The sequence below is a fragment of the Pseudomonas sp. FW306-02-D09B genome, from assembly GCF_058782685.1.
In genome coordinates, this window is record NZ_JBYSXY010000014.1 from 107,041 (window position 1) to 124,709 (window position 17,669).

General features: G+C 59.7%; 17 protein-coding genes. 8 read left to right on the top strand and 9 right to left on the bottom strand.

From position 1 onward, the window contains the following. Positions 1 to 18 precede the first annotated feature (18 nt). Positions 19 to 2,244, top strand: a complete 2,226-nt coding sequence (gene ppk1, locus AC3WK5_RS21980) for a polyphosphate kinase 1 (RefSeq protein ID WP_103317854.1) — start codon at positions 19 to 21, stop codon at positions 2,242 to 2,244. Positions 2,245 to 2,350: 106 nt separating this feature from the next. On the opposite strand, the gene ppx is transcribed toward ppk1, so the two are convergent. The 5 genes from ppx to AC3WK5_RS22005 form a co-directional block, all read right to left on the bottom strand. Beyond that, positions 2,351 to 3,853 (bottom strand): exopolyphosphatase, encoded by a 1,503-nt coding sequence (gene ppx, locus AC3WK5_RS21985; RefSeq protein WP_054594587.1) that lies wholly within the window; start codon positions 3,851 to 3,853, stop codon positions 2,351 to 2,353. Between the two features lie 258 nt (positions 3,854 to 4,111). Beyond that, positions 4,112 to 4,849 (bottom strand): amino acid ABC transporter ATP-binding protein, encoded by a 738-nt coding sequence (locus AC3WK5_RS21990; protein ID WP_103317851.1) that lies wholly within the window; start codon positions 4,847 to 4,849, stop codon positions 4,112 to 4,114. Continuing rightward, on the bottom strand, positions 4,836 to 5,486 hold the full coding sequence (locus AC3WK5_RS21995) for an amino acid ABC transporter permease (protein WP_103317849.1): 651 nt from the start codon (positions 5,484 to 5,486) through the stop codon (positions 4,836 to 4,838). Before AC3WK5_RS21995 ends, AC3WK5_RS21990 begins: the two co-directional genes overlap by 14 nt. Beyond that, the gene (locus AC3WK5_RS22000; protein ID WP_103317847.1) at positions 5,483 to 6,151 is read right to left on the bottom strand and encodes an amino acid ABC transporter permease; all 669 of its coding nucleotides are present in this window, start codon (positions 6,149 to 6,151) and stop codon (positions 5,483 to 5,485) included. The genes AC3WK5_RS21995 and AC3WK5_RS22000 overlap by 4 nt, the downstream gene beginning before the upstream one ends. Positions 6,152 to 6,185: 34 nt before the next feature. Further along, on the bottom strand, positions 6,186 to 6,971 hold the full coding sequence (locus AC3WK5_RS22005) for a transporter substrate-binding domain-containing protein (RefSeq protein ID WP_103317845.1): 786 nt from the start codon (positions 6,969 to 6,971) through the stop codon (positions 6,186 to 6,188). A 254-nt stretch (positions 6,972 to 7,225) separates the two neighbouring features. Between AC3WK5_RS22005 and AC3WK5_RS22010 the strand changes: the two genes are divergently transcribed. The 5 genes from AC3WK5_RS22010 (at position 7,226) to AC3WK5_RS22030 (ending at position 12,482) form a co-directional block, all read left to right on the top strand. Beyond that, complete coding sequence (locus AC3WK5_RS22010; protein WP_103317843.1) at positions 7,226 to 7,930, top strand: FadR/GntR family transcriptional regulator; 705 nt, start codon at positions 7,226 to 7,228, stop codon at positions 7,928 to 7,930. Positions 7,931 to 8,050: 120 nt separating this feature from the next. Then, positions 8,051 to 8,380: a thioredoxin TrxA gene (trxA, locus tag AC3WK5_RS22015; RefSeq protein WP_003206727.1), complete on the top strand. Its 330-nt coding sequence runs from the start codon at positions 8,051 to 8,053 to the stop codon at positions 8,378 to 8,380. Positions 8,381 to 8,628: 248 nt separating this feature from the next. After that, positions 8,629 to 9,888 carry a transcription termination factor Rho gene (gene rho / locus AC3WK5_RS22020; RefSeq protein WP_007899384.1) on the top strand — a complete coding sequence of 420 codons (1,260 nt, stop codon included), beginning with the start codon at positions 8,629 to 8,631 and terminating at the stop codon, positions 9,886 to 9,888. A 141-nt stretch (positions 9,889 to 10,029) separates the two neighbouring features. After that, positions 10,030 to 11,496: a 4-hydroxy-3-polyprenylbenzoate decarboxylase gene (gene ubiD / locus AC3WK5_RS22025; protein ID WP_103317841.1), complete on the top strand. Its 1,467-nt coding sequence runs from the start codon at positions 10,030 to 10,032 to the stop codon at positions 11,494 to 11,496. Beyond that, positions 11,496 to 12,482, top strand: coding sequence for a CDP-6-deoxy-delta-3,4-glucoseen reductase (locus AC3WK5_RS22030; RefSeq protein ID WP_103317839.1), 987 nt, complete (start codon positions 11,496 to 11,498; stop codon positions 12,480 to 12,482). The genes ubiD and AC3WK5_RS22030 overlap by 1 nt, the downstream gene beginning before the upstream one ends. On the opposite strand, the gene AC3WK5_RS22035 is transcribed toward AC3WK5_RS22030, so the two are convergent. Beyond that, a complete protein-coding gene (locus AC3WK5_RS22035) occupies positions 12,479 to 12,958 on the bottom strand; it encodes a sn-glycerol-3-phosphate transporter (protein ID WP_103317836.1) in 480 nt (159 codons plus the stop codon). The genes AC3WK5_RS22030 and AC3WK5_RS22035 overlap by 4 nt on opposite strands. A gap of 341 nt (positions 12,959 to 13,299) precedes the next feature. Between AC3WK5_RS22035 and AC3WK5_RS22040 the strand changes: the two genes are divergently transcribed. Beyond that, entirely contained in the window at positions 13,300 to 13,938 is a 639-nt protein-coding gene (locus AC3WK5_RS22040; RefSeq protein WP_054594578.1) for a gamma-glutamylcyclotransferase, read from the top strand. Here the strand turns inward: AC3WK5_RS22040 and glpT are convergent. The 3 genes from glpT to AC3WK5_RS22055 all read right to left on the bottom strand — a co-directional run bounded on the left by glpT (position 13,935) and on the right by AC3WK5_RS22055 (position 17,093). Then, positions 13,935 to 15,284 (bottom strand): glycerol-3-phosphate transporter, encoded by a 1,350-nt coding sequence (glpT, locus tag AC3WK5_RS22045; RefSeq protein WP_054594577.1) that lies wholly within the window; start codon positions 15,282 to 15,284, stop codon positions 13,935 to 13,937. The two genes, AC3WK5_RS22040 and glpT, sit on opposite strands and share 4 nt — an antisense overlap. A gap of 165 nt (positions 15,285 to 15,449) precedes the next feature. Further along, complete coding sequence (locus tag AC3WK5_RS22050) at positions 15,450 to 16,064, bottom strand: flagellar basal body-associated protein FliL (RefSeq protein WP_103317834.1); 615 nt, start codon at positions 16,062 to 16,064, stop codon at positions 15,450 to 15,452. Positions 16,065 to 16,115: 51 nt separating this feature from the next. Then, positions 16,116 to 17,093 carry an NADPH:quinone oxidoreductase family protein gene (locus AC3WK5_RS22055; RefSeq protein ID WP_103317832.1) on the bottom strand — a complete coding sequence of 326 codons (978 nt, stop codon included), beginning with the start codon at positions 17,091 to 17,093 and terminating at the stop codon, positions 16,116 to 16,118. A 151-nt stretch (positions 17,094 to 17,244) separates the two neighbouring features. Here AC3WK5_RS22055 and AC3WK5_RS22060 point away from each other — a divergent pair, with 151 nt between their 5' ends. After that, the gene (locus AC3WK5_RS22060) at positions 17,245 to 17,652 is read left to right on the top strand and encodes a flagellar basal body-associated protein FliL (RefSeq protein WP_054594575.1); all 408 of its coding nucleotides are present in this window, start codon (positions 17,245 to 17,247) and stop codon (positions 17,650 to 17,652) included. Positions 17,653 to 17,669: the final 17 nt, after the last annotated feature.

Consider the following 17,669-nt stretch of genomic DNA (forward strand, 5'->3'; position numbering starts at 1 on the left):
CCCTCCCAGGAACATCCGATGAATACCGAAGGACTTACTGAAGTTGCCGTAAAAGAAGCTCAACCCCTGGTTGAGCCTGTCGTCGAAATCGAGCCTGCGCTGGAGCCTGCCCCGCCCGCGGTGGTGGTAGCCGAAGCTGCACCGGTGGCGCCGGCAGTCGCGATTCCGGGTCTGGATGACAGCAGCCTGTACATCCATCGCGAACTGTCGCAACTGCAGTTCAACATCCGCGTGCTGGAGCAGGCGCTGGATGAGTCCTATCCCTTGCTGGAACGGCTGAAGTTTCTGCTGATCTTCTCCAGCAACCTGGACGAGTTCTTCGAGATTCGTGTTGCCGGGCTCAAGAAACAGATCACCTTCGCCCGTGAACAAGCCGGGGCCGACGGCCTGCAACCGCATCAGGCGCTGGCGCGTATCAGCGATCTGGTGCACGGCCACGTCGATCGCCAATACGCGATCCTCAACGACATCCTGCTGCCGGAACTGGAAAAACATCAGGTCCGCTTCATCCGTCGCCGCTACTGGACCACTAAACTCAAGACTTGGGTGCGCCGCTATTTCCGCGACGAGATCGCGCCGATCATCACCCCGATCGGTCTCGACCCGACGCACCCGTTCCCGTTGCTGGTGAACAAGAGCCTGAACTTCATCGTCGAACTTGAAGGTATCGATGCGTTCGGTCGCGATTCCGGTCTGGCGATCATCCCGGCCCCGCGTTTGCTGCCGCGTGTGATCAAGGTGCCGGAAGAAGTCGGTGGCACCGGCGACAACTATGTGTTCCTGTCGTCGATGATCCACGCTCACGCCGACGACCTGTTCCAGGGCATGAAGGTCAAGGGCTGCTACCAGTTCCGCCTGACCCGAAACGCAGACCTGGCGGTCGACACCGAAGACGTCGAAGACCTGGCCCGCGCGCTGCGCGGTGAGCTGTTCTCCCGTCGTTATGGTGACGCGGTGCGTCTGGAAGTCGCGGACACCTGCCCGAAACACCTGTCCGACTACCTGCTCAAGCAGTTCAACCTGAGCGAGACCGAGCTGTATCAGGTCAACGGTCCGGTCAACCTGACGCGGCTGTTCAGCATCACCGGCCTGGACAGTCACCCGGAGCTGCAATACACGCCGTTCACCCCGCAGATCCCGAAACTGCTGCAGAACAGCGAGAACATTTTCAGCGTGATCAGCAAGCAGGACATTCTGCTGCTGCACCCGTTCGAGTCCTTCACCCCGGTGGTCGATTTGCTGCGCCAGGCGGCCAAGGACCCGCACGTGTTGGCGGTCCGTCAGACCCTTTACCGCAGCGGCGCCAACTCGGAAATCGTCGACGCCCTGGTCGACGCAGCGCGTAACGGCAAGGAGGTCACCGCGGTGATCGAATTGCGTGCGCGGTTCGACGAAGAGTCCAACCTGCAACTGGCCAGCCGCCTGCAAGCGGCCGGCGCGGTGGTGATCTACGGCGTGGTGGGCTTCAAGACCCACGCCAAGATGATGCTGATCCTGCGCCGCGAGGCTGGAGAGATTGTCCGCTACGCCCACTTGGGCACCGGCAACTACCACGCCGCCAACGCCCGCCTGTACACCGACTACAGCCTGCTGACGTCCGACGACGCCTTGTGCGAAGACGTCGGCAAACTGTTCAGCCAGTTGATCGGCATGGGTAAAACCCTGCGCATGAAGAAACTGCTGCACGCGCCGTTCACGCTGAAGAAGGGCATGCTCGACATGATTGCCCGGGAAACCCAGTTCGCCCTTGATGGCAAACCGGCGCACATCATCGCCAAGTTCAACTCGCTGACCGACCCTAAAGTCATCCGCGCGCTGTACAAGGCCAGCCAGTCCGGGGTGCGGATCGATCTGGTGATACGCGGCATGTGCTGCCTGCGGCCGGGTATCGCCGGGGTTTCGCACAACATCCACGTGCGCTCGATCATCGGTCGCTTCCTGGAACACACGCGGGTCTTCTACTTCCTCAACGGCGGTGAAGAGCAGATGTTCCTGTCGAGTGCCGACTGGATGGAGCGCAACCTCGATAAACGCGTCGAGACCTGCTTCCCGGTGGAAGGCAAGAAGCTGATTACCCGGGTCAAGAAAGAGCTGGAGCTTTACCTCACCGATAACACCCACAGCTGGAGCCTGCAGCCGGACGGCCGTTACATCCGCAACACACCGACCGGCAACCAGAACCCGCGCAGCGCCCAGGCAACCTTGCTGGAGCGTTTGGGTAGCCCGATTCTGAGTGTGAGTTAACGCCGTAGGAGCACGGCTTGCCGGCGATGGCGATCTCACAGACGCCATCGTCGGAACGCCCCCCGCACCAAGCCGTGCTCCTACGGGATCGTGTTTTAACGGGCCTTTAGCGAACGTTAAGCACGAAGTTAACGCGGGTCAGCCATTCCGCTTCCAGCGCGAAGTCGGCCTGGGTCAGCTGGTTTTCGTCCAGCCAGTTCTCCGGGAACAGCACATCCAGGGTGTCGCCGTTGGCCTGCAAGGTGACCTGCGGCATCTTTTGGGTGCCGCGGATGTGATGGAACAGAATCGCGAAGCGCAGCAGCACGCAGAGGCGAATCAGCTTGATGCCGTCATCGCCGAACTCGGCAAACCTGTCCTTGGGAATGTTGCGGCGGTGGCCGCGTACCAGCAGCGCCAGCATCAGCTGGTCTTCACGGGAAAAACCGGCCAGATCGGAGTGCTCGATCAGGTAGGCGCCGTGCTTGTGGAATTGATAGTGGGCGATATCCAGCCCGACTTCGTGGACTTTGGCGGCCCAGCCCAGCAAGTCGCGCCAGACGCCGTCATTCAGGTCCCAGTCATCGGCCACCTGGTCGAATGCGTGAAGCGCTTTGCGTTCGACGCGGTCGGCCTGTCCCACGTCGACGTGGTAACGCTCCATGAGCGAGCTGAGGGTGCGCTCGCGGACGTCTTCGTGGTGATGACGGCCCAGTAGGTCATAGAGCACGCCTTCACGCAGAGCGCCTTCACAGTGATCCATGCGCTGCAGTTCGAGAGCGTCGAAGATTGCTTCGAGAATCGCCAGGCCAGCCGGAAAAATTGCCCGGCGATCCGGTTTGATGCCTTCGAAATCGATTTTTTCAACGTCGCCGAGTTTGATCAGCTTGCGCTTGAGCCAGGACAGACCTTCGGCATTGACCTCGCCAGTCCCGTGGCCACCCGCCTTCAGCGCCAGACCAATGGCACGGATGGTGCCCGAGGAGCCGATCGCTTCATCCCAGGTCAGGCGGTGCAGGGCGTGCTCGATGCTCATGATCTCCAGCCGCGCCGCCGTGTAGGCCTGGGCGTAACGGGCCGGGGTGATCTTGCCGTCGCGGAAATAGCGCTGGGTGTAGCTGACGCAGCCCATTTGCAGGCTTTCGCGCAGCAACGGCTCGAAGCGCTGGCCGATGATGAATTCGGTACTGCCACCGCCGATGTCGGCCACCAGACGCTTGCCCGGTGTGTCGGCGAGGGTGTGGGAGACGCCAAGGTAGATCAGGCGGGCTTCTTCACGACCGGAGATGACTTCTACCGGGTGACCGAGGATTTCTTCGGCGCGGCGGATGAATTCGCCACGGTTGCGCGCCTCACGCAGGGCGTTGGTGCCGACGATCCGCACGGCGCCCGGTGGCATGCCGTTGATCAGTTGGGCAAAGCGCTTCAGGCAATCGAGCCCGCGCTGCATGGATTCCTCGGTAAGTTGGCGCTCTTCGTCGATCCCCGCGGCCAACTGAACCTTCTCGCCAAGCCGCTCGAGAATACGGATTTCATTGTGCAGGGCCTTGGCCACGACCATATGAAAGCTGTTCGAGCCCAGGTCTATAGCGGCGATCAGGGACAGATTCTTGGCTTGGGATTGAGGCATGGTGAGGGGGTCTCGGTCGATAACCTCGACATCCTGCCACGATCAACCGCTGCCGCCAACGCGCACGAATTAAAGCATTGATATGACGCACGAAACTCGGTGGCTCGAGCGTCTATCCCCTGTGGCGAGGGAGCTTGCTCCCGCTGGAGCGCGAAGCGGTCCTCAATGGTGGGCCCGATTTCTACCAGGCAGACCGCATCTGCAGGCCTTACGACTGCTGCGCAGTCGAGCGGGAGCAAGCTCCCTCGCCACAAGGCTTCAGGCAGTCGCCTCAACGGTGCCGATGAAATTCGCCAGCTCTGGCGTCTTCGGATTGGCAAACAACACTTTCGGATCGCCCACCTCATGCACCTTGCCCTGGTGCATGAACACCAGTTTGTCGCCGACTTCACGGGCGAAGCGCATTTCGTGGGTGACCATGATCAGCGTCATTCCATCCCTGGCCAGTTGCCGGACCACGCTCAGCACCTCGTTGACCAGCTCGGGATCAAGTGCCGAGGTGATTTCGTCGCACAGCAGCACTTTCGGCGACATTGCCAGGGCCCGGGCAATCGCTACACGCTGTTGCTGACCGCCGGACAGTCGATCCGGGAACGCATCGAATTTCTCCGCGAGCCCGACCCGCTCCAGCATCTGTCGCGCCAGTTCGGCGGCTTTGGTCTTGGAGACTTTCTGCACCACCTGCGGTGCGAGCATGACGTTTTCGCCCACCGTCAGATGCGGGAACAGGTTGAATTGCTGAAACACCATGCCGACCTTCTGCCGCAGGCTGCGCAGGTCGGCGCGGGCGGCGTCGAGGTATTCGCCGTCGACTTCGATCACCCCGTCGTTGATTGACTCCAGGCCGTTCAAGGTGCGCAGCAGGGTCGATTTCCCCGAGCCGCTACGCCCGATGATCGCCACCACCTGGCCTTCGTCGACGCTCAGGTCGATGCCTTTGAGCACATGGTGATCACCATAATATTTATGCAGGGCGGAAATTCTAAGCAGAGGCATGCAGTCTCCTTTCCAGGTAGCGGGCACTGAGGGACAACGGGTAGCAGAGCAGGAAGTAACCGAGCGCCACGAGGCCGTAGACCATGAAGGGTTCGAAGGTTGCATTGGCGAGCATGCCGCCGGTTTTGGTGAGTTCGGTGAAGCCGATGATCGAGGTCACCGCCGTGCCCTTGACCACCTGCACCGAGAAGCCCACGGTCGGTGCCACGGCAATGCGCAGGGCTTGCGGCAGGATCACGTAGCGCAGTTGTTCAAAAGGATTGAGCGCCAGGCTCGCCGACGCTTCCCACTGCCCGTTGGCGATCGAGTCGACGCAGCCGCGCCAGATCTCCGCCAGGTAAGCGCTGGTAAACAGCGTCAAGGCAATCGCCGCCGCCAGCCACGGCGAAATCTCGATCCCCAGCAGCGCTACGCCGAAAAACACCAGGAACAGCTGCATCAGCAGTGGTGTGCCCTGGAACAGCTCAATGTAGGTACGGGCGAAGCCTCGTGGCAGAGAGTTTTTCGAGATACGCAGGGTCATGATCAGCAAGCCGATCAGCCCGCCACCGATAAACGCTACCAGCGACAGCGCCAGGGTCCATTGCAGGCCGGTGAGCAGGTTGCGGACGATGTCCCAGAAGGTGAAATCGCTCATTGGTCGTTCCTCGCAATGTAGCGTCGCCCAATCCAGTTCAGTAGCTGGCGGATCAACAAGGCCATGCACAGGTAGACCAGCGTGGTCAGGGCGTAGGTTTCGAAGGCGCGGAAGTTGCGCGACTGAATGAAGTTGGCGGCAAAACTCAGCTCTTGCGTGGCGATCTGTGAGCACACTGCCGAACCGAGCATGACGATGATGATCTGGCTGCTCAGGGCTGGCCAGACCTTGCCCAGCGCCGGCAGCAGCACCACATGGCGGAAGGCTTCGAAGCGGCTCATCGCCAAGGCTGCCGCAGCTTCCAGCTGGCCACGCGGGATCGCTTGAATGCCCGCGCGGATGATTTCCGTCGAATAGGCGCCGAGGTTGATCACCATCGCCAACACCGCCGCCTGCCATTCGGAGATTTGCAGGCCCAGCGACGGCAAGCCGAAGAAGATGAAGAACAGTTGCACCAGAAACGGTGTGTTGCGGATCAACTCGACGTAAATCCCGAAAATCCCGGCAAACGGACGGATGTTCCACGCCCGCACCACGGCGCCGACAATCCCCAGGCTCACCCCGAGCAGTGCGCCGATGGCCGTCAGCTCAAGGGTGAACAGCGCACCGCGCAGCAGCAGGTCGGTGTTGTGCACCACCGGTAAAAAGTCGAACTGATAGGCCATGGACAGTTTCCTCGATTAAGCGCCGTCGCGACGATCAGAGATCGGCCGGTAGCGGCTGCTTGAGCCAGGTTTGGGCATTTTTCTCGAGGCTGCCGTCGGTCCTGGCGGTGGCGAGGATCTGGTTGACCTTGTCCAGCAGCGCCGGCTCGTTCTTGTTCACGCCGACGTAGACCGGCGAATCCTTGAGCTTCAGTTTCAGCGCCGGAATGCGTTTCGGGTTGCGCTCGCTGATGGTCACCATCACCACGTTGCCGCTGGCGATCAGATCGACTTGCCCTGCGAGGTAAGCGGCGACGGTCGAGTTGTTGTCTTCGAAGCGCTTGATGGTCACGCCTTGCGGGGCCACGGCAGTCAACTCGATGTCTTCGATGGCGCCACGGGTGACGCTGACGGTTTTACCCTTGAGGTCATCCAGGCCGTTGATGGCGACGTCTGGCGGGCCGAACACTGCGAGATAGAAGGGCGCGTAGGCGCGGGAGAAGTCGATGACCTTCTCGCGCTCAGGGTTTTTGCCGAGGCTGGAGATCACCAGGTCGACCTTGCCGGTGGTCAGGAACGGGATGCGGTTGGTGCTGTTGACCGGCGTCAGTTCGAGTTTGACCTTGAGCTGGTCGGCCAGCAGTTTGGCGGTGTCGATGTCGAGGCCGCGGGGTTTCATGTCGGGACCCACCGAGCCAAACGGCGGGAAGTCCTGAGGCACGGCGACCTTGAGCGTGCCGCGCTTGACCACATCCTCCAGGCCGTCGGCATGGGCGGGGAGCTGACAGAGCATCAGGCTGGCGAACAGGGCAGTGAGCAGGGCGCTGCAACGCTGGGTCATGGCAAATCTCCGGATTCGGCTAGTGATTTCTGCGAATCGACAGAGCACAGGCCATGCCAACCCTCGGCGAAATGCCTGTAAGGCCACGGATTTACTAGCGTTGGTCGGTCTTACTGGTCTGAACAGTTGCTGATGTTTTCGCACCTTGATCGGGCATCGCCCAAAGCGCTCGAACCCCCGTGGGGCACGACTTGCCTGACTCGGCGATTAGCTTTACAACTAGCCGCTCACTGGTCTGGCTCGTCTGAAAAACCATGAATTCGATCTCCCGCGCCGTACCCGAAGTGGCGCTGCACGCCATCCGTAAACTGATTGCCGAACAAGGTTTCGGGCCGGGGGACGTGCTGCCTTCGCAGCGCGACCTGGCACTGCAACTGGGCGTGAGTCGGGCGTCGTTGCGTGAGGCGTTGTCATCCTTGAGTGCCTTGGGGGTGATCAGCGTGCAGCCCGGCAAAGGGGTTTTTGTTCAGGCAGGCGAGCCATCCCCAGCAGTGTCGGGAGTCAGTTGGCCGTTCGCGGCTCAAGCCTCGCCTGTGGATATCTTTCAGTTGCGCTATGCCCTGGAAGGTTTTGCGGCGGGGTTGGCGGCGGTGACATTGAGCGCCGATGAGCTCGATGCCCTTGAAGATAACGTCGCAGCGATGCGCGACGAGTTGCGTGCCGGGGACTTCGATGCGGCGGCGCGGCTGGACTTCGAGTTTCATCGGCGAGTGCTGCTGGCCAGTGGCAATCAGGCAATGTTGAGCATTCTGACGGCGAGTGCCGAGCTCTTTCTGGAGAGCCAGAAACTACCGTTTATCCGGGCCGAACGGGCCATGGAAACCTGGCAGGAACACCGCAAGATCCTCCGGGCGCTGGCCCGCCGGGCTTCGGGGGGCGCGCAGAAGGCTATGCAGGAGCATGTGCGCAACGCGGCCTTGCGCACTGGAATCTCCTTCGTGACCCCCGCCACGGCGTGACTTGAGCTATACCCAAACTCATGCACCACCATAGCGAGACTCAATCATCTGCGGCTTCCTGAACGAGGGAAGGGCGGCTATGATGGGCCACGTTTTTTTGCTTACAACCTGGAGACTTCCATGAGCAGCGATCTTATCAAACACGTTAGCGACGCTAGCTTCGAAGCTGACGTACTCAAGGCCGAAGGTGCTGTACTGGTCGACTACTGGGCTGAGTGGTGTGGCCCATGCAAGATGATCGCTCCGGTTCTGGACGAAATCGCTGAAACCTACAAAGGTAAGCTGACCGTTGCCAAGCTGAACATCGACGAAAACCAGGAAACCCCGGCCAAGCACGGCGTACGTGGTATCCCGACCCTGATGCTGTTCAAGAACGGCAACGTCGAAGCGACCAAGGTTGGCGCGCTGTCGAAGTCGCAACTGGCTGCCTTCCTTGACGCCAACATCTAAGCGTTGTTGCAAGCGTCATCCAAAAAGCCCCGCAAATAGCGGGGCTTTTTCGTTATTCAGGGCTAGACGCTCCGAAACTCAGGTGTTACATTCGGCCCCGCACTGGTTTCTCCAGCGCCCCCTGCAAGCCGTCGCCGACGCTCTCCTTTTCGAATAAGTACGCGATCCTGTCGCCTTCTCTGCGGCGCGGCCTCATTAAGCCAAAAGCTTAATTTCCCCCCCTCCATAAATGATTACGTCATTCCTATATGAATCTGACTGAACTCAAGCAAAAGCCGATTACCGAACTGCTCGAATTGGCCGAACAGATGGGCATAGAAAATATGGCCCGTTCGCGCAAGCAGGATGTGATTTTCTCCTTGCTGAAAAAGCACGCGAAAAGCGGCGAGGAAATCTCCGGTGATGGCGTGCTGGAGATTCTCCAGGACGGCTTCGGCTTTCTCCGCTCTGCAGACGCCTCCTATCTTGCCGGCCCAGACGATATCTACGTCTCGCCGAGCCAGATCCGTCGCTTCAACTTGCGCACCGGTGACACCATCGTTGGCAAGATCCGTCCTCCAAAGGAAGGCGAGCGTTATTTCGCACTGCTCAAGGTCGACACGATCAACTACGATCGTCCCGAGAACGCGAAAAACAAGATTCTCTTCGAGAACCTGACCCCGCTGTTCCCGACCGTGCGCATGAAGATGGAAGCCGGTAACGGTTCCACCGAAGACCTCACCGGTCGTGTCATCGACCTGTGCGCCCCGATCGGTAAAGGCCAGCGCGGTCTGATCGTTGCTCCGCCAAAAGCGGGCAAGACGATCATGCTGCAGAACATCGCTGCCAACATCGCGCGTAACAACCCTGAAGTTCATCTGATCGTGCTGCTGATCGACGAACGTCCGGAAGAAGTAACCGAAATGCAGCGCACCGTGCGCGGCGAAGTGGTTGCCTCGACGTTCGACGAGCCGCCAACCCGCCACGTGCAGGTTGCCGAAATGGTGATCGAGAAGGCCAAGCGCCTGGTTGAACACAAGAAAGACGTGGTCATCCTGCTCGACTCCATCACCCGTCTGGCACGTGCCTACAACACTGTGATCCCGAGCTCCGGCAAGGTCCTCACCGGTGGTGTCGATGCCCACGCCCTGGAGAAACCAAAGCGTTTCTTCGGTGCCGCACGGAACATCGAAGAAGGCGGCTCGCTGACCATCATCGCTACCGCGCTGGTTGAAACCGGCTCGAAGATGGACGAAGTGATCTACGAAGAATTCAAGGGCACCGGCAACATGGAACTGCCTCTGGATCGCAAGATCGCTGAAAAGCGCGTCTTCCCGGCGATCAACATCAACCGGTCCGGCACCCGCCGCGAAGAGTTGCTGACTGCCGACGACGAGCTGCAGCGCATGTGGATCCTGCGCAAGCTGCTGCATCCTATGGATGAAGTGTCTGCCATCGAGTTCCTGGTCGACAAGCTGAAACAGACCAAGACCAATGATGAGTTCTTCCTGTCGATGAAACGCAAGTAAGTCGATCAGGCCAGCAAAAGCCGGGGAAACCCGGCTTTTTGCTATCTGACCGTTGATGATTTGCCTGGTCACTCTTCTGAATGGGTGGGTTCGAGGCTAAACTCATGCCCCCGAACGCCATGGCCAAAACGAGGCTAACGCATGCAGTATCGCGACTTGCGCGACTTTATCAGCGGCCTGGAACAGCGCGGCGAGCTCAAGCGCATCCAGGTTCCGGTGTCCCCAGTGCTGGAAATGACCGAGGTCTGCGATCGCACCTTGCGGGCCAAGGGCCCGGCGCTGCTGTTCGAAAACCCGACCGGTTATGACATTCCCGTGCTTGGCAACCTGTTCGGTACGCCTGAGCGCGTTGCCCTGGGCATGGGCGCCGAAGCCGTCAGCGAACTACGCGAGATTGGCAAACTGCTGGCCTTCCTCAAAGAGCCCGAGCCGCCAAAGGGGCTGAAAGATGCCTGGTCCAAGCTGCCGATCTTCCGCAAAATCATTGCCATGGCGCCGAAAGTCGTCAAGGACGCGGTCTGCCAGGAAGTGGTCATCGAAGGCGATGACGTCGACCTGGCAATGCTGCCGGTGCAGACCTGCTGGCCCGGCGACGTCGGCCCGCTGATCACCTGGGGCCTGACAGTCACCAAAGGCCCGAACAAGGACCGCCAGAACCTCGGCATCTATCGCCAGCAGGTGATTGGCCGCAACAAAGTCATCATGCGCTGGTTGAGCCACCGTGGCGGCGCGCTGGACTATCGCGAGTGGTGCGAAAAATATCCGGGCCAGCCATTCCCGGTGTCCGTGGCATTGGGTGCCGATCCTGCAACCATTCTCGGCGCGGTAACGCCGGTACCGGACAGCCTGTCCGAGTACGCCTTCGCTGGCCTCTTGCGCGGTAACCGTACCGAGCTTGTGAAGTGCCGTGGCAACGACCTGCAAGTGCCGGCCACCGCCGAGATCATCCTTGAAGGTGTGATTCATCCAGGCGAAATGGCCGATGAAGGTCCGTACGGCGACCACACCGGCTATTACAACGAAGTCGACAGCTTCCCGGTGTTCACCGTCGAGCGCATCACGCACCGTATCAAGCCGATTTACCACAGCACCTACACCGGCCGTCCACCGGATGAGCCGGCGATTCTCGGTGTGGCGCTGAATGAAGTGTTCGTGCCGATCCTGCAAAAGCAGTTCCCGGAGATCACCGACTTCTACCTGCCGCCTGAAGGCTGCTCGTACCGCATGGCTATCGTGACCATGAAAAAGCAGTACCCCGGCCATGCCAAGCGGGTAATGCTCGGTGTCTGGTCGTTTTTACGACAGTTCATGTACACCAAGTTCGTTATCGTCACTGACGACGATATCAACGCCCGCGACTGGAACGACGTGATCTGGGCCATCACCACGCGCATGGACCCCAAGCGCGATACGGTGATGATCGATAACACGCCGATCGACTACCTCGACTTCGCCTCGCCGATTTCCGGCCTGGGGTCGAAGATGGGGCTCGATGCCACGCATAAATGGCCCGGCGAAACCACCCGCGAGTGGGGCCGGGTAATCGTCAAGGATGAGGCGGTAACACGCCGGATCGATGCCATCTGGAATCAATTAGGAATAGATTGATGCGTGTAACCTTGCAGCCGTCCGGAGCAGTGCTTGAGATACTGCCCGGCGAGCGGATTCTCGATGGGGCGCGGCGTTTGGGCTATGAGTGCCCGCAAAGCTGCCGTAATGGCAACTGCCACGTTTGCGCGGCGTTACTGGTCGAAGGTCGGGTCAAGCAGACCGGCGATGTGCGCGATCACGGTGAGTTCTACACTTGCATAGCAGAGCCGCTGGAAGACTGCATCGTATTGTGGGATGGCGTCCTTGCGCTGGGAGAACTACCGGTGCGCAGCCTGTCGTGTCAGGTCACTGAATGCGTAGACGTCGGCGGTGATACCTGGCGGGTTCGACTGCGGGCACCGGCTGGCAAGCCGCCGCGCTATCACGCCGGGCAGTACCTGCTGATCGAGCGCGAGAATGGCGAGAAATCCGCCTTCTCGCTGGCCTCTGCACCGCATTCAGGACGAGATCTGGAACTGCATGTGCTGGCGCGCGAAGCCAGTGCGCTCAGCCTGATCGAGCAGTTGCAGCGCAATCGCATGGTGCGCATCGAAATGCCCTTCGGCGATACGCATCTGGCCGAGTTGCCTGACTGCCCGCTGGTGTTGATGGCGGCGGGTACCGGCATGGGGCAAATCCACAGCCTGATCGAGCATTGCCGGGCCAAGGGCTTCAAGCATCCGGTGCACCTGTACTGGGGCGTGCGGCGGCCGGAAGACTTCTATCAGATCGAACATTGGGATGAATGGCTAAAGCTGCCCAACCTGTTCCTGCACAAGGTCGTCAGCGATCTGTGCGGTTGGGAAGGGCGCTGCGGCATGCTGCACGAGGCGGTTTGTGAGGATTTCCCCGACCTGAAGTCCCTGCATGTGTACGCCAGCGGTTCGCCGGCGATGGTTTACGGCACGCTGGACGCCCTGGTCAATGCCGGGATGGACGCGCATCAGATGCGCGCTGATGTCTTCGCCTACGCGCCCCGTCCACAAGCCAACAACCCTGCCTAGAAGCGCACGCCGGTGGTGATCATCGCGGCGTTAAAGCCGAGCAGAACCAGCTCGGCGGCGACCGGGCCGTAATGAGCGCCCAGTGATGGAATGATCACGGGCGCGACACCGAAGTGGTTGAGCGGAATCTTGTCCTTGTACTCGCCGCTGTAACCCTGGAGTAATCCACCGGTCAGCTTTATATACACCGGATAGTCGGCGCTCTCGTAACGCTTCCCCGCATAGGCGTAATACGAGCGCTGACTGAACGAGTTACGAAAAGTCACTGCACCAAACAGCCAGCCGGATGCTTCATTGCGTTCAAGGCCGATCAGGTCCTGATTGTTATTGTGATCGGGGTCTGGCGAATAGTGTTTGGTGTAGAGGCTACCTTGCAGGTACCAGAAGCCCTTGTCTGCTTGAGTCGGGCTTTCGACTGCCAGCGCCGGAGTGGCCAGCGCCAGTAACAGCAGCCCGTACATTTTCAGGTTTTTCATCTTGCGACCTCTATTGGTAATTCGGCTTGCGCCTCTGGAGGCTGCTATACGCCTGCATTCAAAGAAGGGGCGGCAGGGTATCAGACGAATACGTCAGAAAGATCTGTTAAATGACGGTTGATTCTGAACGGCCGCAAGGCTTATGCATATTTCATTCGGGTATTTAAGATATTTCCCAAAGAGTATTAGGCTATATATCAGACTCCTTAATTGGCGCAGTCCTTGATATAGAAGGGTCATACGTCCTTTAGCACTTTTCGTTTTACGTTTACTGCTATATGTTCTATGACATTAATCTTGCTTACATCTTGTAATACTTGTGGGACTGAACACCCTTTGCCATGACCGCCATTGAATCTGCTTGTTTGAATCTGGCTTACCCTCCGCGGCTCGATCTGGGCGCGCAGCTGACTCACGAACAATTGCTCAGCTCGATGCAGGCCACCATGGCCCGGCACAAGGGCGGGCCGGTCTGGTTATTCGCTTACGGTTCATTGATCTGGCGCCCGGAATGCACAGCCGTCGAGCGGGTGCGCGGACGCGTGCATGGTTACCATCGCGGTTTGTACCTGTGGTCTCACGAACACCGTGGTACGCCGGAAATGCCGGGGCTGGTGTTTGGCCTGGATCGCGGTGGGTCTTGCAGCGGCTTTGCCTATCGGTTGCCCGAAGAGCAATTGGAAGCCTCGCTGTTTGCCTTGTGGCAGCGCGAAATGCCGGTGCCGTCTTATCGCCCGCACTGGCTCAATTGCCGGCTGGAAGACGGCAGCAAGGTTCAGGCATTGGGGTTTGTGTTGGAGCGGCACCTGCCCAGCTATGCCGGCAATTTGCCGGACCATGTGCTGAGCCAGGTGTTCGAAAGCGCTTGCGGGCGTTACGGCACCACTCGCGATTATGTCGAGCAAACCGTACACGCCCTGCGCAGCCACGCCATGCCAGACCGGAATCTGGAGGCGCGACTCAAGCGCTGCAAGGCTTAAGCGAGCGCTTCACGACCCTGACTGGCGACTTGCTTGTGCCACAAGGTCGGTGCCAGGCAAGCCATCGCCAGCAGGCACGCGCCAACCAGCAGCACGAAACCGCCATCCCAGCCAAAGTGGTCCACGGTGTAGCCCATCGCTGCACTGGCCGCGACCGAGCCACCCAGATAACCGAACAGACCGGTGAAACCCGCAGCCGTGCCGGCGGCTTTCTTCGGCGCCAGCTCCAGCGCTTGCAGACCGATCAGCATCACCGGGCCATAGATCAGGAAGCCGATGGAGAACAGCGCGATCATGTCGATGGTCGGGTTGCCGGCCGGGTTCAGCCAGTAAACCAGAGTCGCCACGGTCACCAGTGCCATGAACACCATGCCGGTCAGGCCACGGTTGCCGCGGAAGATCTTGTCAGACATCCAGCCGCACAACAGCGTGCCCGGAATACCGGCCCATTCGTAGAAGAAATACGCCCACGAGGTTTTATCCACGTCGAAGTGCTTGGCTTCCTTCAGGTAGGTCGGCGCCCAGTCCAGCACGCCGTAGCGCAGTAGGTAGACGAAGACGTTGGCCATGGCGATGTACCAGAGCATTTTGTTGCGCAGCACGTACTTGACGAAGATTTCCTTGGCGCTGAATTCGTCTTCGTGGCTGGCGTCGTAGCCTTCCGGGTAATCGTTCTTGTACTTCTCGATGGGCGGCAGGCCTACCGACTGCGGGGTATCGCGCATCACCATGAAGGCGAACACGGCCACCAGCAACGCTACGGCGGCGGGGACGTAGAACGCCGCGTGCCAGTCGTTGAACAGGCCCATGCCAAGCAGGAACAACGGGCCGATCAGGCCACCGCCGACGTTATGCGCGACGTTCCAGACCGACACCACGCCACCGCGTTCCTTCTGCGACCACCAATGCACCATGGTCCGGCCACTCGGCGGCCAGCCCATGCCCTGGGCCCAGCCGTTGATGAACAACAGGATGAACATCATGGTCACGCTGGACGTTGCCCACGGTGCGAAACCGAAAATGAACATGACTCCGGCCGATACCAGCAAGCCGAAGGGCAGGAAGTAGCGCGGGTTGGAACGGTCGGACACCAGCCCCATCAAAAACTTCGACAAACCGTAGGCAATCGCGATCGCCGACATCGCCAGACCCAACTGGCCACGGGTGTAGCCTTCGTCAATCAGGTACGGCATAGCCAGGGAGAAGTTCTTGCGCAGCAGGTAATAACCGGCGTAGCCAAAGAAGATCCCGGCGAAGATTTGCCAGCGAAGGCGCCGGTAGGTGCTGTCTACGTGTTCTTCAGGCAATGGAGCCTGATGGGCGGCGGGACGAAAAAAAGCAAACATTCAAGAGCTCCAGATTTCTTGTTTTGACTGCGGATGCGAATGTTACAGTTTCGTTACCGAAAAAAGCACCGCTTGTTGTCAAGGAAATCGAGAGAAATGAACGAGAACGCATGTTCTTTTATGAACATGCGCTCTTCAGATACAAGAGAGGGACGATCCGGATAATCAGCTGCCATCTCCGGGCAACAGATGCTCCTGGACCTTCTGGCTATGGGATTCGACCAATTGCCCCTGGTCGTCGAAGCGCAAGACGATCAGCCAGTCATACACATCCTCCGGCCAGGATTTCTGCCCGGTCAATGCTTGGCCGTTGCCGCCGAACGCTGCGATCAAATTGTCGATATGCCCGTGATGCCAGGCGATCAATACGACCGCGGCCTGGTTATTCTTGTCCAGCGATTTGACCAGTTTGTCGACTTCTTCATCGGCATAGGGTTGCTCGATCGGAAGGTGCAGACGCTGCGACAGCGGTGTCAGGGTCAGCCGTGGTCGCGCGCTGGACTTGCTGTCGCTGGTGGCGATCAGGCGTTGCGGTACCAGGCTCTTGCTGCCCAACTGCAGCGGGTCGAAATAGTGCGCATACGCCTCGGCGCGCTGCTCGCCACGAGGGCTGAGTCCCATGCCCTGGTCGGGTTTTTCCGCGTGTCGGACGATCAGTACGGTGACATTTTTCAAGCCCGGAACCTCCTTGTTATTCTGATTTGCCAATGTCTGCATTGAAATCAACAGTGCAGGCAAGACCGCCAGACTCAATAACAGCTTGCGCAGCATCATGCTCATCCTCCGTCCTGTGATGGGTAAACAGACTCGAAGCGTAGCAGGGAGTCGTGTTCACCGTACCCGCACCACCACCTTTCCAACGGCCTTGCGCTGGCCCAGATCATTGATGGCATTGGCCGCCTGAGCCAGCGGGTAAACCTGCGACACCAGAGGCTTGAGCTTGCCTTCGGCGAACCAGCCAAACAGTTGCTGGAAGTTGGCGGCGTTGTCTTGTGGCTGGCGTTGGGCAAAGGCGCCCCAGAACACTCCGAGTACGGCTGCACCCTTGAGCAGGGCGAGGTTCACCGGCAGTTCCGGGATGCGTCCACTGGCGAAACCGACCACCAGCAGGCGGCCGTTCCAGGCAATGGCGCGGATCGCCTGGTCGAACAGGTCGCCACCCACCGGATCGTAGATCACGTCGGCACCGTTGCCATCGGTCAGGCGCTTGATTTCGTCCTTGAGGTTGGCTTCGCTGTAGTTGATCAGCTCATCGGCGCCGGCAGCCTTGGCCACGGCGAGTTTCTCGGCGCTGCTGGCGGCAGCGATGACCCGGGCACCCATGGCTTTACCGATTTCCACGGCGGCCAGGCCGACACCACCCGAAGCGCCGAGCACCAGCAGGGTTTCCCCCGGTTGCAGGTTGCCGCGCTGTTTCAACGCGTGCATCGAGGTGCCGTAGGTCATGCTGAAGGCAGCGGCAGTGTTGAAGTCCATCGACGGCGGGATAGGCAGCACGTTGTAGCCCGGCACCGCGACTTGCTCGGCAAAACTGCCCCATCCGGTCAGTGCCATGACCCGGTCACCGACCTTGAGGTGGCTGACTTTTTCGCCCACCGCGCTCACCACTCCAGCCGCTTCACCGCCCGGCGAAAACGGGAAGGGTGGCTTGAACTGGTATTTGCCCTCGATGATCAGCGTGTCCGGGAAGTTCACCCCGGCCGCATGCACGTCCAGCAGGATTTCGTTCTTCTTGGCGACAGGACTCGCGACTTCTTCCAGCACCAGCGATTCGGCAGGGCCGAAGGCTTTGCACAGCACGGCTTTCATCAGGGCTATTCCTTTGGGAGTGATGGCCGATAAGTGTAGGTGTGTGAGTCAACGGGTCAACGAGCATGCCCGGCCCTGATAGGCAGCCATAAGCTTTGTGCTTGGGCTGCGGGTGGTTATGCTAGGCCGCAAACCGGATGAGGAGCGAATTGTGAAAGCGTGGATCATGTTGATGCTGGCCCTGTCTCTGCCTGTGGCAGCGATGGCCGAAGAAGCCAAAGAAGGCGAAGCGCCGAAAGTCAGCTATATCAGCCTGAGCCCACCGTTCGTGGGTAACTATGGGCTCGATGGCACCCAGAAGCTCAAGGTCTACAAGGCCGATGTGGCGTTGCGGGTAACCGGCGAGGACGCGGTCAAGGCCGTGAAGGCCAACGAACCGTTGATTCGCAATCAGCTGGTGGCGTTGTTTTCTCAGCAGACCACTGAAGCCATGAACAACGTCGAAGCGAAAGAGAAGCTGCGTCAGGAAGCCTTGAAGCAGACCCAGCAAGTGATGAATGACGAGACCGGCAAGCCGATGGTTGACGATCTGTTGTTCAATAACCTGATCATCCAGTAAACAGACTGTGGCGCAGG

Bases quoted from the DNA above. Each gene is read 5' to 3' on its own strand.
- ppk1 (WP_103317854.1), top strand. From the start codon at position 19: ATGAATACCGAAGGACTTACTGAAGTTGCCGTAAAAGAAGCTCAACCC.
- ppx (WP_054594587.1), bottom strand. From the start codon at position 3,853: ATGCCTCAATCCCAAGCCAAGAATCTGTCCCTGATCGCCGCTATAGAC.
- AC3WK5_RS21990 (WP_103317851.1), bottom strand. From the start codon at position 4,849: ATGCCTCTGCTTAGAATTTCCGCCCTGCATAAATATTATGGTGATCAC.
- AC3WK5_RS21995 (WP_103317849.1), bottom strand. From the start codon at position 5,486: ATGAGCGATTTCACCTTCTGGGACATCGTCCGCAACCTGCTCACCGGC.
- AC3WK5_RS22000 (WP_103317847.1), bottom strand. From the start codon at position 6,151: ATGGCCTATCAGTTCGACTTTTTACCGGTGGTGCACAACACCGACCTG.
- AC3WK5_RS22005 (WP_103317845.1), bottom strand. From the start codon at position 6,971: ATGACCCAGCGTTGCAGCGCCCTGCTCACTGCCCTGTTCGCCAGCCTG.
- AC3WK5_RS22010 (WP_103317843.1), top strand. From the start codon at position 7,226: ATGAATTCGATCTCCCGCGCCGTACCCGAAGTGGCGCTGCACGCCATC.
- trxA (WP_003206727.1), top strand. From the start codon at position 8,051: ATGAGCAGCGATCTTATCAAACACGTTAGCGACGCTAGCTTCGAAGCT.
- rho (WP_007899384.1), top strand. From the start codon at position 8,629: ATGAATCTGACTGAACTCAAGCAAAAGCCGATTACCGAACTGCTCGAA.
- ubiD (WP_103317841.1), top strand. From the start codon at position 10,030: ATGCAGTATCGCGACTTGCGCGACTTTATCAGCGGCCTGGAACAGCGC.
- AC3WK5_RS22030 (WP_103317839.1), top strand. From the start codon at position 11,496: ATGCGTGTAACCTTGCAGCCGTCCGGAGCAGTGCTTGAGATACTGCCC.
- AC3WK5_RS22035 (WP_103317836.1), bottom strand. From the start codon at position 12,958: ATGAAAAACCTGAAAATGTACGGGCTGCTGTTACTGGCGCTGGCCACT.
- AC3WK5_RS22040 (WP_054594578.1), top strand. From the start codon at position 13,300: ATGACCGCCATTGAATCTGCTTGTTTGAATCTGGCTTACCCTCCGCGG.
- glpT (WP_054594577.1), bottom strand. From the start codon at position 15,284: ATGTTTGCTTTTTTTCGTCCCGCCGCCCATCAGGCTCCATTGCCTGAA.
- AC3WK5_RS22050 (WP_103317834.1), bottom strand. From the start codon at position 16,064: ATGAGCATGATGCTGCGCAAGCTGTTATTGAGTCTGGCGGTCTTGCCT.
- AC3WK5_RS22055 (WP_103317832.1), bottom strand. From the start codon at position 17,093: ATGAAAGCCGTGCTGTGCAAAGCCTTCGGCCCTGCCGAATCGCTGGTG.